Origin of the sequence: Fibrobacter sp. UBA3718, assembly GCF_002371935.1 — a bacterium.
Taxonomy (GTDB): Bacteria; Fibrobacterota; Fibrobacteria; order Fibrobacterales; family Fibrobacteraceae; genus Fibrobacter.
This window is the reverse complement of sequence record NZ_DFHR01000008.1, coordinates 148,668-160,917: the sequence shown is the minus strand read 5'-3', so window position 1 is coordinate 160,917 and position 12,250 is coordinate 148,668. Positions and strand designations below refer to the sequence as shown.

The 12,250-nt window shown below is 47.1% G+C and carries 14 protein-coding genes and 1 pseudogene; 8 read left to right on the top strand and 7 right to left on the bottom strand.

Annotated features, from left to right (window positions below):
* Positions 1–856: 856 nt before the first annotated feature.
* From B4A77_RS02595 to B4A77_RS02575, 5 genes are all read right to left on the bottom strand, one after another.
* Entirely contained in the window at positions 857–1,225 is a 369-nt protein-coding gene (locus tag B4A77_RS02595) for a helix-turn-helix domain-containing protein (RefSeq protein WP_290738016.1), read from the bottom strand.
* Positions 1,226–1,413: 188 nt separating this feature from the next.
* Positions 1,414–1,722 (bottom strand): CopG family antitoxin, encoded by a 309-nt coding sequence (locus B4A77_RS02590; protein WP_073115056.1) that lies wholly within the window; start codon positions 1,720–1,722, stop codon positions 1,414–1,416.
* Positions 1,723–2,124: 402 nt separating this feature from the next.
* Positions 2,125–2,805 carry a hypothetical protein gene (locus B4A77_RS02585; RefSeq protein WP_290738011.1) on the bottom strand — a complete coding sequence of 227 codons (681 nt, stop codon included), beginning with the start codon at positions 2,803–2,805 and terminating at the stop codon, positions 2,125–2,127.
* A gap of 45 nt (positions 2,806–2,850) precedes the next feature.
* Complete coding sequence (locus B4A77_RS02580) at positions 2,851–3,144, bottom strand: hypothetical protein (protein WP_290738008.1); 294 nt, start codon at positions 3,142–3,144, stop codon at positions 2,851–2,853.
* Positions 3,145–3,288: 144 nt separating this feature from the next.
* Positions 3,289–3,519, bottom strand: a complete 231-nt coding sequence (locus B4A77_RS02575; RefSeq protein WP_290738005.1) for a DUF7675 family protein — start codon at positions 3,517–3,519, stop codon at positions 3,289–3,291.
* Positions 3,520–3,740: 221 nt separating this feature from the next.
* Here B4A77_RS02575 and B4A77_RS02570 point away from each other — a divergent pair, with 221 nt between their 5' ends.
* Positions 3,741–5,642, top strand: coding sequence for a family 43 glycosylhydrolase (locus B4A77_RS02570; RefSeq protein ID WP_290738002.1), 1,902 nt, complete (start codon positions 3,741–3,743; stop codon positions 5,640–5,642).
* A 9-nt stretch (positions 5,643–5,651) separates the two neighbouring features.
* On the opposite strand, the pseudogene B4A77_RS12835 reads toward B4A77_RS02570, so the two are convergent.
* Positions 5,652–5,930: pseudogene (locus tag B4A77_RS12835) on the bottom strand (DUF4160 domain-containing protein).
* Positions 5,914–6,171, bottom strand: a complete 258-nt coding sequence (locus tag B4A77_RS02565) for a hypothetical protein (RefSeq protein WP_290728058.1) — start codon at positions 6,169–6,171, stop codon at positions 5,914–5,916. Before B4A77_RS02565 ends, B4A77_RS12835 begins: the two are co-directional and overlap by 17 nt.
* 282 nt (positions 6,172–6,453) lie before the next feature.
* On the opposite strand from B4A77_RS02565, the gene B4A77_RS02560 reads away from it, so the two are divergent.
* The 7 genes from B4A77_RS02560 (at position 6,454) to B4A77_RS02530 (ending at position 12,226) form a co-directional block, all read left to right on the top strand.
* Positions 6,454–8,043: a hypothetical protein gene (locus B4A77_RS02560; RefSeq protein ID WP_290728060.1), complete on the top strand. Its 1,590-nt coding sequence runs from the start codon at positions 6,454–6,456 to the stop codon at positions 8,041–8,043.
* 5 nt (positions 8,044–8,048) lie between these two features.
* Complete coding sequence (locus B4A77_RS02555; RefSeq protein ID WP_290737999.1) at positions 8,049–8,414, top strand: hypothetical protein; 366 nt, start codon at positions 8,049–8,051, stop codon at positions 8,412–8,414.
* Complete coding sequence (locus B4A77_RS02550) at positions 8,375–8,818, top strand: nuclease-related domain-containing protein (RefSeq protein WP_349678367.1); 444 nt, start codon at positions 8,375–8,377, stop codon at positions 8,816–8,818. Before B4A77_RS02555 ends, B4A77_RS02550 begins: the two co-directional genes overlap by 40 nt.
* 23 nt (positions 8,819–8,841) lie before the next feature.
* Positions 8,842–9,036: a sulfur carrier protein ThiS gene (gene thiS, locus B4A77_RS02545; RefSeq protein WP_072978161.1), complete on the top strand. Its 195-nt coding sequence runs from the start codon at positions 8,842–8,844 to the stop codon at positions 9,034–9,036.
* Positions 9,036–9,698 (top strand): thiamine biosynthesis protein ThiF, encoded by a 663-nt coding sequence (gene thiF, locus B4A77_RS02540; RefSeq protein WP_290737997.1) that lies wholly within the window; start codon positions 9,036–9,038, stop codon positions 9,696–9,698. Before thiS ends, thiF begins: the two co-directional genes overlap by 1 nt.
* 113 nt (positions 9,699–9,811) lie before the next feature.
* Positions 9,812–11,788 (top strand): cellulase family glycosylhydrolase, encoded by a 1,977-nt coding sequence (locus B4A77_RS02535; RefSeq protein ID WP_290737994.1) that lies wholly within the window; start codon positions 9,812–9,814, stop codon positions 11,786–11,788.
* Positions 11,789–11,821: 33 nt separating this feature from the next.
* A complete protein-coding gene (locus tag B4A77_RS02530; RefSeq protein ID WP_290735698.1) occupies positions 11,822–12,226 on the top strand; it encodes a (deoxy)nucleoside triphosphate pyrophosphohydrolase in 405 nt (134 codons plus the stop codon).
* The last annotated feature ends 24 nt before the right edge of the window (positions 12,227–12,250 follow it).

Below are 12,250 nucleotides of genomic sequence, written 5' to 3'. Positions count from 1 at the left end.
GTCCAACTTTTTGGGTTCAGCTCATAAACCGGGGCTTTATTTTTTACGGAATACCGCTCGCAATATGCTTGCAAAAAGCCCGTTACGGGCTTTTTCCCAATAAACAGTTATTGCAATAATTTAACCACTTGAACCGCAAGATGAATTACATCATAATAAAAGGAGCGCAGGTACAAAAAAGCAAATATAATAAAGACTATTGGCATCCACTGACTTTTAGTATATATAATATTTCCCGTCTTATCCGTATAATTTCCTCTACTGATTTTATAAGTATCAATCAAATTACATATTATCTGAATAAACATCAGAGAATACGCAATAAAATAAAACCACACTGGGCCCGACTTATTCATCAACCCATTAAGACATGCAAAGGGCGTTCCACCCATAAGAAAATACACACACGCCCTGCGGTATCGACGGGCAATAACACAATGCAGGCCAAGCCATCCGCCAACTATCGATGCAAAGAAAATCACATACCCCGAAATCTTTATTTTTGACACCTCTTCCATCTCATTTTTTTGATCCTTCATATTTTCACTATTCCAATTCGTTAAAAAAATACATTTTTACAATATAACAAAAACACAAATATCAATTAAACACAAAGGTTATTTAAACGGACTAGACGGAAACAAATTCGTATTCGTCGGCGAAGATATGTTCGTCATGTTTTAGCTCGGCTCATAAAGAGCCCCTATCAGATCTGCTTTTTGAATATATCTTTACTTATGCGGGTTCGCAAGCGGTTAGACGCTGAAAAAAAGTAAAACAGGGTGATTACCTAGATGCAAAGGCGCTTTCCATAAAGGACTGCTCGTTTCGGGAAATCCCGTTCTTTGTTGCAATTTTACGCCAGTTTGCGCTGACGATTTTTTGCATTTCGGTGATGGTTGTTTTGGGGCGTGCGCTTCTCCGGGTGATATTTCTTTAGGAGTTCGATGTCGTGGAGTTTTTGGCCGAGTTCATCGTCTGCGGCGACTTTGAGAAGGTCGGTGTCCATGCCGCTTATGGCGTGGAGTACTGCTGCGTAAATGCCGATGGCTACTGCCGCGGAACCTTTTTCCACCGCCCATACCGATGCTCGGCTGACGCCCGCCCTTTCGGCAGCAAGCGCGACAGAAATTTTACGACGCATGCGTGCCAGACGGATCTGTTCTCCCATCTGTTCAAGAATTTTACCTGTTTTTGGTAGCAGAGTTACGCTTTTCTTACCCATGATGTCAATAAATATATATTGTTTTAATTGAATTGTCAATAAATATTGACTAATGGGCCGAATTTGCAGAATGGAGGGGCTGAAATTTGAGTTTTGAACGAGTTTTTTCCTCCGCTCATAAAGAGCCCCTATAAGATGAAAAAGGCCGCCAGGTGGCGACCAGTTCAGTAAAAAAATTATTCGAGAATTTAAGCGAAAGCCGACTGCAAAACCTTCCTTGCCACCGCCTGGTAAGGCATGCCGAGTTCAGCGGCCTTTGCTTTCATCTTTTCGACCGTTTCGTCATCAAGTCGAAGCGACACCATCCTCATGCGCTTGCGGCCAGAAGACAACGCAGCCTTCGCCTTTGCAGCGAGTTCTGCCATACGTTCGTCATCGATACCCACGGTTTCGTCGAGTTCGCGCTCGACATCTTCCAGCTCATCTTTTGTCAAGTGGTTTTCGACCACGACATGGCCCGCTGCCATCAGGCCGGCCTTGAGTTCTTCTTTTGTCATGTTTCGCCTCCGTGTGACCGTCTCACGGTGACCACCGTGTACATGTCCGATTCAACGATAAGAGTCTACGAAACTCCATCCACGACTCCGATCAGTTTGTATCGGCCGTCGTTCGCCGTTTCGATGCGATATGCCGAGTTAAGGAATTTCCCGAGCATTTCGGGAGTAAAACCTCTTTCAAGCATCCTGTCGAACGCATGTTCCGTGATGTAAATGACCTTAATATATAAATATATTGCTTATTTGTCAATACATTTTTTAAAATGGCAAAAAAAAGACTTCCAAATAGCGGCCTTGGGTGAGTTAATCAATCTCATTTGTAATCAGGCTTTTGCCACGGTATAAGTTTTATCTCGTCTCATAAAGAGCCACTATAAGATTGGAAACGCAAAATTAGCTTGCTTATTTTGCGTAGATAGTCTTTTTCAAATAATCCGGCAAAGTTCCATAATAAGCATCATCTATTTTCTGTCCAACAGCATTGAAAAGTTTTGCTTCATGTTCATCACATATTCTTTTCAGTGCGGAAATATAGGACGAATTGTAGGGAATCGCCGTCGTTTGCGGCAAATTATTACGAACCAAATAAACTTCTAATGAAGTGCTTGAGGACGCCACCAAATGCAATTTTCCATTACCACTTCTTAACGACGGAAATGTTGATGTGGTTTTTATATCTGTTTTTGTTAATTTTCCGTTGTCATAAATATCCAACCCAAAAGAAGCTGATGTCGTTGTATAAGGCATTAAAAAACAGCTCCAGGATTTATCACTTTTGAACAAATTCTTATAGAAAGACACATAAGTATAATAGTATGACGTGTCTATAACCGAAGTTAAGTCAAGTTTGAACTCTATTTCCAAAGTTTCAAGATTAAGAACGTTGACGATATCACCTGAACGGTACACATGATATGGTGAATATATGTCATTCAATTTTTCAGCATCATATGCGCCATTTAAAAGAACTTTGCCCCAAGGTATTTTATAATTTCCAGAAATTGGAGCCTCATACACCTTGGTGAATTGTGCGTTTGCTCCAACAGCAAACATGAGCAGCATGACAGAAAGAATCTTTTTCATAAGTTTTCCCTCGGCTCATAAAGAGCCCCTATAAGATAACAAATCTCATTTCTTCTTGGAAATTAGTGTATCAAAGTCTTCCTCCTCTTTAGGCTCCTCTTTACCAGAAAGAATTTCATCAAATGTTTGTTCCCGTTTCTTTTTCTCTATTAAATTCATGGGAATTATCGTGATTTCAGGAGATATTGCAATAGCAGAACAAAACATCCAAAATAAAAAAGCCATTCCCCAGCGACAATGCGTAAATCTTTCTCCGTAAACGTAAGGAACCAACAACGCAAAAATAATCGCACACAACAAAGCTATCAAAAGTCTTATTATGATTTTTTTCTTCTTCATTTATTTCCATTCCTCTATATCTTTCAAAATTTCATTTGCAAAAGCTTCGGCCACCTCACGAGAATCGAACGAGTTGTAAGTTTTCCCTCGGCTCATAAAGAGCCCTTATAAGACTCAACACCAAAGGAAAGAGGTAATCTACAGTTAATCCTTATTAAAAAAGTTTGCCCAATAAGGATTCTCTTTATCAAATAAAGCTTTTTCTTCCTTTGTAAAATTCTTTGGATAATCGCCAAAAAGGAATAAAATTTTTTTCTTATCAAAGGATACCGCCTGATGACCGCAAAGACCTACATAACGAACATGCCAGATTTTATCACCTTCATGTTTCTTATAAAACTCAATCTTTCTTGTTTCTTTGTCAACCGTGATCATGATTAACCTCGCTCTCTAAGTTTTCCCTCGGCTCATAAAGAGCCCCTATAAGACTTGCTTTCTGAATATACCATATTTTATGCGGGTTCGCAAGCGGTTGGACGCTGAAAAACGCTGTTTCTTGTTGTAAAAAAATCAATGGTATTGGATTGTTGGGTGGTTGACGAATGGCTTAAGGGTGTATAAATTTAGGGTATGGTGTATGGGTAAAGCGAGGAAAAATGAAATTCGGGATTGGCAAGGCGTCTGTCGTAACGACTGCGGCAATACTTACTTTAGCTTGTTCGGCCTTTGCGGCCGACTGGTACGCGAAGGAGACGCGCTGGGCGGGGCATGACCCGGACATCATCCGTTACGAGGACGGCTATGCGCTCGCGACGACGGACAACCACATGCTCATGCAGTTTTCCGAGGATGCGCTGAACTGGAAGAACGGTGAGCCCGCCATGCCGGAATTTTCGCAGTGGCTTTACAAGTACGCGCCGAACATGATTGACATCTGGGCGCCGGACATTCATTACATTGGCGGGGAATACCGCATGTACTATTGCGGTTCCGAGATGGGCATCCGCTCGTCGGGCATGGGGTTCATGGCGAGCAAGGAAATCGACCCGACAAAGCCCGGCTACGGCTGGACAGACATGGGCGAGGTGATTCACACGGTCAAGAGCGACGCCTACAACGCGATTGACGCGGCGGTGTTGAAGGACCTGAATGGCAAGGTCTGGATGGCGTTCGGTTCGTGGGGCACGGGCATCCACATTCTGGAACTTGACGAATCGACGGGCAAGGTGAAAGACGGTGCGAAGATGATCAACATCGCGAACCGCGGCGGCTCGGGAATCGAGGGCGCAAGCCTCATCGAGCACGACGGCTACTACTACCTGTTTACGGCGTGGGACAACTGCTGCAAGAAGGGTGCCGACCTCGAGAACAATTCCTACAAGACGACGGTGGGGCGTTCTAACCGCATCGACGGCGGGTACGTGGACCGCAGCGGCAAGGCTCTATTGAATGGCGGCGGCACGATTCTTTTGAGCCGTTACGGGCGCTACTACGGGCCTGCGGGCGGCGAGGCGTTCCAGGATGTGAACCGCCAGCGTTTCGTGAACCATTACTACGACAAGAACGACGGCGGAAATTCTTACATACAAGTTCGCGATATCGTCTACACCGACGACGGCTGGCCGGAACTGGGGCAGCCGTTCCTCGGGCGTTACCTGAGTGCCGAGGCGGAACACGGCGCCTTGACGCACGTGGATATTTCGAGCAGTTCCGATGCATCGAACGGGGAATTCTGTGCCTACATCAACTACGAAGACAGCAAGATTCGCCTGCCGATGATTATCCCGCAGGCGGGCGACTACCTGATTCGCTACCGCTATGACAACAACTGGACCGAAGACGGTGCAAACGGTAGCTCGCATTTTGTGAGCGTCAACGGCAAAAATCAGGAAGTGGAGCTGCCGTTGACAGGCGCATGGAGCGCTTTCCCCGAGAAGTCGGTGGTGTACATCCCCGCGAAACTCAAGCGCGGCTCGAACTTTATCGAGATTACGAAGGGCAAGCACTATGCGGAACTTGACCGCCTCGACTTCTTGCGCATTATCCGCGACACGATTCCGGCGAACGGCTTTGACAACGGCATCCGCGTGCGTCTGACTGCGGACGACGAGTTCGCCATCAAGGACGGCGGCTACGCGATTTTCGAGAACGTGATTACGGATTCCATCGTGGGCCCGGGCGTGCTTGTGCAGGTGAAGAACGGAGCCGGCGGTACGCTGAACATCCGCAAGGATAGCAAGAAGGGCGACGTGATTTCGAAGTGCGAGTTGCCTTCGGCGGGTAACGCGAGCAAGTGGATTGACGTGCGCTGCACCAACCTGCCGGAACTCAAGGGCGTGCAGGACTTCTACCTGACAGCGGAAGGCCTCGGCGGCGAAACGCTCGTAGGCAACATCAAGTTCGACGAGGGCGTGAAGGATTCGACGGATGCAATCCGCCGGATCGATACCCGCGATAATCGTGTTCTCCGTGCTGGAGAAATGCGCCCCCGCAATGGCTACCGCGACCTCAAGGGCCGCCATTTCGACAGACGAATCCGCTATCGCGTGATGTTCTAGGAACGGGGCTTAGCAGTAGTACGAAATCGTCCCAAAGAATTCTTTCCATTTGTTGATGACATCTTCGTTCCTTGCTTCAATAATCCGAAGAATGTTTTGAAGAACTTTCGGATTGATGTGAGAATTGTTGTGTGCAAGAAGGCATTTGCCTGCTTTTGTAATCCAGATTTTGGTGGCGTTAGCAGTGGGAGAGCCTTAGGATACGTGAACGTGAACTGGTTCCAACGGATCGTTTTCGTTGGACCAAAAGTAAACCCAGAAAGAGCCTATTTTAAAGATTTGCGGCATTGCTAAACCCACCTTTCTGAGAGAATTCCATTATCAGATGAGCCGTTGACTCGATCACCTTCTTGTAGCGGTCGAGTTCCTCATCTGAAAAACCGAATATATCTTCCCATGTGTAGGAGGGTAAATAGCATGTCGCCCGATGAAAACCGTCTTTTGCATCGGGTTTTTCGATGTAAACCTTGACTCGGCCGTCGTTGCCCATTTCGGAATGGACAATTTCTGCGTTGTCGTCTAATGTCATGAAGGGGTACATCTATTGCTAAATGGCAATATAACTTTTTCTTGCCTGGTTTGGCTAGTATTCATCTTTTGCTCCTTCCGCCTGCATGCAAGAAAAGGCGGGGGTTCGTCTGGTTGTTTAGTAAGTACTCCTACTCACTCGTGCACTAAGTATAGATTTGAGAAATTAAATTGTCAAGAGATAAAAAGGTCTTTTTGTAATTTCCATATTGGAATAATTCTCGCGTATTTCTTTTTTGTGGCATAATATATATTTTAATGAATAGACTATTTTGAGGCTTTTATGCGCTACTCTTTGTTTGGTTTTATTGGAATTGCGGCATTGCTTGTTGCTTGCTCGCAAACGGTCTCTGCGCCTAAAAATGACGATGATTCGTCTGAAATCAGCAGTTCCAGCAAAAAGGGTACAAGTTCCGAGAGTAAAAACGGTGACAAGAAATCTTCTAGTAGTACAGAGGACCTAGATGAAGATTGTGTCGGGGAGGCAGGGGAGCCTTGGGACGGAACCACTGCGAAGGATTTTGCTTGCGGCGCGGGAACCAAGTTGAGCCCGTACATTATTTTGACTGCGGAACAGCTGGCTCATCTCTCATTTGTTGTGAATTCGAGCGACAAGGCGTACCAGGGCAAGTTCTTTAAGCTCGGAGCTGATATCAAGCTGAACAAAGGCGATGTCATCGACGAAAAGGGCGCCTTGGTTGGTGATTCAACCAAGCTCCACAAGTGGACTCCTATTGGCAATTCGAGCGTTGTCTTTGATGGCGTTTTCGATGGCGATGGACACTCCGTTAGCGGCATGTTCATCAATACCACAAGTACACACAATGGATTGTTTGGAAATTCTAGTGGAACGATACAGAATTTGACTGTTGAGAATTCTTGGGTGTATGGAGGAGAATATTCTGCGGGTATTGTTGGACGTAGTACAGGTTCCGTATTAAGTACGAAAAATTTGGCCAGCGTGTCTGGAAAAGAAGAGTGTATTGGAGGTGTAATTGGTAGTTCTTATCAAAAAGATTATAAGACAAATTCAGTGATAAAAAAAGCTGTAAATATGGGCTTTATTGCTGGTGAAAAAAATGTTGGCGGAGTTGCTGGGTGTGCTACTTATGTTACGGTAGAAGACGCGGAAAATATAGGTGCTATTGAGGGGTTTGGTTATGTTGGAGGAGTATTTGGTGGTGTTGGTAGTTCTTCTAAAAATGAAACGAAAAATTTAAGGAATAGCGGGAATGTTGTTGGAAAACATTTTGTTGGCGGAATCATCGGACATTGCGGAGGCTCTGTTACCTTAAATGATTTGGCCTTAAACAAAACATCAAGTTATTCGTGTTATGATTTTTATCCCTGTGGGGTGATTCAAAAGGCGTATAATGATGGTGATGTGACTGGCTTGCGCTATGTTGGAGGCATTGCTGGTGAAGTGTGCTATGGAACTATTGATAATTTAGTGAATAAGGGTAATATTACTGGAGAAGGGGGTACAGGAGGGATTGTTAGTTCGATGTCCTACACAAAATCAAAATTGCTCTATAATGTTGGGAATATTTCTGGTTTAACCTATGTTGGGGGAATTGTTGGATATAATCAAGAAGGCGTCACCAGTTCCGCTTATTCCACTGGCAAAGTCGATGGTGATTCGCTTATCGGCTTGATGATTGGCTACAACTACAACACTACAATGGCGGACTACTATTATCTGGAGCAAGGCGACCAAGAACCTTTCGGTCTCAATAATGGTGGCGGCGTTGCAAAGCCCAAAACCGCTGATGAAATGAAATCTAACGACTTTGCCGAACTCCTCGGTGACGAATTCGCTTATGATTCCGAACTCAATGATGGGTACCCCGTATTGAAATGGGAGATGGAATAGTTCTTATGAATCGCAAACAGCATTTCAGACCCCATGTGCAAGGTGAATCTCTAGAGAATAAAATCAATCAATTGGGTGATGAATCGTTTGAAACGTTGCTGCTACCGATGGTGACGTTTGTTGCGTCTATATTTATTTGGATGATTTATTTGGGCTTTATGCAAGTAAATCTTCTTTCTGTTGCTTTTGTGACAATCCTTTTAGTCGTCTTTTCTGTAAGGGCGTTTGTCAAAGTAAGAAAAATTAATAGGCAAATAAGAAATCATCGCAAAGGTCTTGATGGCGAACGTTATGTAGGCACAAAGTTGGAAAGGCTTTCTTCTAACAGTACATTTTTTTTCATGATGTTGTATGCGGAAAATTTAACATAGACCATGTTATAATTAGTACGAAAGGAATATTTACCATTGATACAAAGAATTGGGCATTGCCGGATAGGGATTATAACCAAGCGGACTTTATATTTAAAGATGGTGAACTCATTGATAGCACAGGTGTCTTGCAAAGTGACCTGATGCATAAAATAGAGTCGCAGGGGAGATGGCTAGAAGGGAAGATTAATGAGTGGACGAAAAACCGTTATCCTGTGTATAGAGTTGGTATTATGATAGGGGCGTATGTGGATAATATCAATAAGGATTTCTCCAAATATTGGATAATTAATGATGGCGCCTTTGCCGGGTTGTTTGATAAGGAACGGGAAAAATTTCCTTTAAATGATGTATTAAGAATCGCCGATTCTTTGCAACGTTTTATAGAAAAGCCGATAGCCTGAAAACTTTTCCTATATTTGTTCACATGCTTACGATTAATGGACAGAGTGTCGATGCGGCTGGCAAGACCGTTGCCGAATACCTTGCGGAAGCGGGGTACAATACCGTGCGCATCGCTGTGGAACGGAACGAGGAAATTGTTCCGAAGGCAAAGTATGCCGAGACGGTGCTTGCCGATGGCGATGTCGTCGAGGTTGTGAACTTTGTGGGCGGCGGGTGATGCAATCCGAAATTTCGCAGATGTGCGATTTCCGCGTGCCGACTCGCGAAGAGATGCTTGCCGCGCTAGAAAAGCGGCAAGGTGCAGATGCCGTACGCAAGTTGCAGGCTGCCACGGTTGCCGTTTGCGGCTTGGGCGGGCTTGGTTCAAATATCGCGATTTCCCTGGCGCGTGCCGGTGTCGGCAAACTCATCCTGATTGATTTCGATTGCGTCGACGTGACGAACCTGCACCGCCAGCAGTACAGGGCGTGCCAGGTGGGCATGCCGAAGCCGGATGCTCTGCTTTCGAACTTGAAAGAGATCGCGCCGTATACGGAGTATGAAACGCATTTCGAAAAGGTGACTGCCGAAAATGCGGTCCCGCTCCTGGCCAAGGCCGACGTGGTTTGCGAGGCGTTCGACAATGCCGAGGCGAAGGCGATGCTTGTGAATACGGTGCTCGAAAATATGCCTGAAAAGAACCTAGTCGCGGCTTCTGGAATGGCGGGCTACGATAGCGGAAATTCAATTACGACCCGCAAGGTGACCAAACGCTTTTATGTTTGCGGTGACGGCAAAAGCGACGTGAACGACGGAATCGGGCTCGTTGCTCCCCGTGTGATGCTTTGCGCTGCCCACCAGGCCCTGACGGTGGTGCGGATTATTCTTGACCTAGCGTGAAAAAGGTGCCGCCCAATATCCCGTTGACAATCCATCCATAGAAAAATGATAAAAAAGTGAAAATATCCCCTAAAAAAGGGGTATTTTTTTATTGGTGAATTATGGAGATGTTTATGAAAAAGATAAACAGCTTTGTTGCTATTTTAGCCTTGGCCGCCTTTTCGGACGCGGCCGTCAATCTGAACGTGAGCCTGGGGGACAGCATCAAGCCGGTGACCCACGTGGCCACGGGCTCGCTTTACGGGCTTACCGAGACGCTTCCCGCCAATATCGAGAAAGATGTCGCCCCGCTCAAGCCGAACGTCTTTCTTTCGCCGGCTCGTAGCGGTAGCGGCCGTCAGCAGGGCATCGGTGGTGCGTTTCTCGTTGCCCCGCGTGTCGAAAGCATCGGCGCCAAAATCCAAATTCGATTGGCCGACGTCTTGCCTGGTTGGCCCTACAAGTTCCAGAACATGGACCACTGGAAAAACGAGGTGAAATCCGTCATCAACGACAAGCTTGCTTCCAAAAACAAGAACTTTGACGGCTACGAAATCTGGAACGAGCCCAATGACACCTGGAAGGTCTCTGGCATCGACTTCAATTCCGGTCTTTGGAAACAGACCTATGATTTGATTCGCCAGATGGACCCGGGGGCAAAAATTATCGGTCCGTCGTATTCTTTTTACCATGCTTCCAAGATGGAAGAATTCGTGAAGTACTGCTCGCAGAACAACTGCATGCCCGACGTTGTAAGCTGGCACCAGTGGGGAAGTGGCGGCTTTGTGGGCGCTGTCGAGACCTACCGCGCTCTCGAAAAGAAGTATAATGTCAAGCCGCGTCCTCTCAGCATCAACGAGTATTCCTCCGAGGAACATTCCGAGGAAGGATGCCCTGGCCTGTCCGTACCGTTTATCGCCAAGTTCGAACGTCACGGTGTCGAAAGCGCCATGATTTCTTGGTGGTTCGTACCGCTTCCGGGCCGTCTGGGGAGCCTCCTTACCTCCAATAACGAACGCGGTGGCGGCTGGTGGCTCTATAAGTGGTATGGCGACATGAGCGGCTACATGGCCAAGGTTACGCCTCCCAACGACAAAAGCGACGGCGTGGACGGCTTTGCCGCTCTCGATAAAAAGAAGGGCTTTGCGAGCATTGTGCTTGGCGGAAACACCAAGGGCGATATCAATGTGAACATCTCGGGCATTCCCTCTGCATTTGGCAACAAGGTGAATGTGACGGTGGAATACGTGGTCTGGGAAAACAAGGACAAGGCCGTTCCTTCGACGAACCTGGTGTCCGACAAGGAATACGACGTGAATGACGGCAAGATTACGGTGCCGGTGAACATCTCGAATACCAAGTACGGCTACCGCGTCTACATCACCCCGATTATCCCGCAGGCTCCTTATAAAGATGTCGCCGCCGCAATCCCAGGCAAGGTCGAAGTCGAAAATTACGATGTCGGCGGTTCGGGCAAGGCATACCTCGACAAAGACGACGACAACAAGGGCGGCGAGTATCGTGAAGACGCTGTCGATATCGTGAAGGGCGGCTCGGGTTACGCCATCGGCTACACGCAGGAAGGCGAATGGCTCGAATACACCGTGAAGGTGGCCGAGGCGGGCGAGTATGGCCTGTCCGCGAGCTATGCGACATCTTCGGAAAATGCGGGCTTCAAGCTTTATCTCGACGACAAGGCCGTTACGGACGACGTGATATTCCCGCAGGGTAGCGACTGGGAGACTTATTCCACGTTCGATGCGGGAAAGGTGAACCTCACGGCGGGCGAGCACGTGCTCAAGCTCGAAATCGTTGGCAATTACGTAAACATTGACTGGCTTGATTTTTGTGCGGCGGCTCAGTGCGGAACAGCCGATACCTCGTCGACAGTTGATACTACGACTTCGGTCGCAGCACGTATCATGCGGCTCGGTTCGTCGGGTGTTTCCAGCTACAGCGTGTTCGACATGCAGGGAAAATTTATTGCGCGCTTCATGGGCGAGGGCTCCGAAAATCTGCAGGCGAAGACTGCCTCTCTGGTCAAGCGTCCTGGATCCTACCTGGTCAAGTCGCAAGAGGGCGGACGTATCTTCCGCGTTATAGTCAAGTAGCCTTTACATCGTAAAATTTCTAAATTACCCGCCATGAAAACGATAGAAGTCGTGGCGGGTATTATTTGTGATGGCGATCCGCGGTTGGCGGGGACTAGGATGCTCGCTACCCAGCGCGGTTATGGCGACTACAAGGATTACTGGGAATTCCCCGGCGGAAAGATGGAACCCGGCGAGACTCCCGAGCAGGCGCTTGTTCGCGAACTTAGGGAAGAACTGGCCGTCGATGTCCTTGTCGGTGATTTTGTATGCACCGTGGAATACGATTATCCCGCTTTTCACTTGACCATGCACTGCTATCTTTGCACGGTTGCGGGCGGAAAGTCTCCCGAACTGCTGGAACACGAAGCTGCAAGGTGGCTCTCTCCTGCGGAGTTGCATTCTGTGGATTGGCTCCCCGCCGATTTGCTGGTGGTGGAGGCGTTAGAAAAACGTTAAGAAATTCTATATTTTACTCCGAAA

Bases quoted from the DNA above. Each gene is read 5' to 3' on its own strand.
- thiS (WP_072978161.1), top strand. From the start codon at position 8,842: ATGCTTACGATTAATGGACAGAGTGTCGATGCGGCTGGCAAGACCGTT.
- B4A77_RS02555 (WP_290737999.1), top strand. From the start codon at position 8,049: ATGAATCGCAAACAGCATTTCAGACCCCATGTGCAAGGTGAATCTCTA.
- B4A77_RS02585 (WP_290738011.1), bottom strand. From the start codon at position 2,805: ATGAAAAAGATTCTTTCTGTCATGCTGCTCATGTTTGCTGTTGGAGCA.
- B4A77_RS02580 (WP_290738008.1), bottom strand. From the start codon at position 3,144: ATGAAGAAGAAAAAAATCATAATAAGACTTTTGATAGCTTTGTTGTGT.
- B4A77_RS02570 (WP_290738002.1), top strand. From the start codon at position 3,741: ATGAAATTCGGGATTGGCAAGGCGTCTGTCGTAACGACTGCGGCAATA.
- B4A77_RS02575 (WP_290738005.1), bottom strand. From the start codon at position 3,519: ATGATCACGGTTGACAAAGAAACAAGAAAGATTGAGTTTTATAAGAAA.
- B4A77_RS02535 (WP_290737994.1), top strand. From the start codon at position 9,812: ATGAAAAAGATAAACAGCTTTGTTGCTATTTTAGCCTTGGCCGCCTTT.
- B4A77_RS02565 (WP_290728058.1), bottom strand. From the start codon at position 6,171: ATGACATTAGACGACAACGCAGAAATTGTCCATTCCGAAATGGGCAAC.
- B4A77_RS02590 (WP_073115056.1), bottom strand. From the start codon at position 1,722: ATGACAAAAGAAGAACTCAAGGCCGGCCTGATGGCAGCGGGCCATGTC.
- B4A77_RS02530 (WP_290735698.1), top strand. From the start codon at position 11,822: ATGAAAACGATAGAAGTCGTGGCGGGTATTATTTGTGATGGCGATCCG.
- thiF (WP_290737997.1), top strand. From the start codon at position 9,036: ATGCAATCCGAAATTTCGCAGATGTGCGATTTCCGCGTGCCGACTCGC.
- B4A77_RS02560 (WP_290728060.1), top strand. From the start codon at position 6,454: ATGCGCTACTCTTTGTTTGGTTTTATTGGAATTGCGGCATTGCTTGTT.
- B4A77_RS02595 (WP_290738016.1), bottom strand. From the start codon at position 1,225: ATGGGTAAGAAAAGCGTAACTCTGCTACCAAAAACAGGTAAAATTCTT.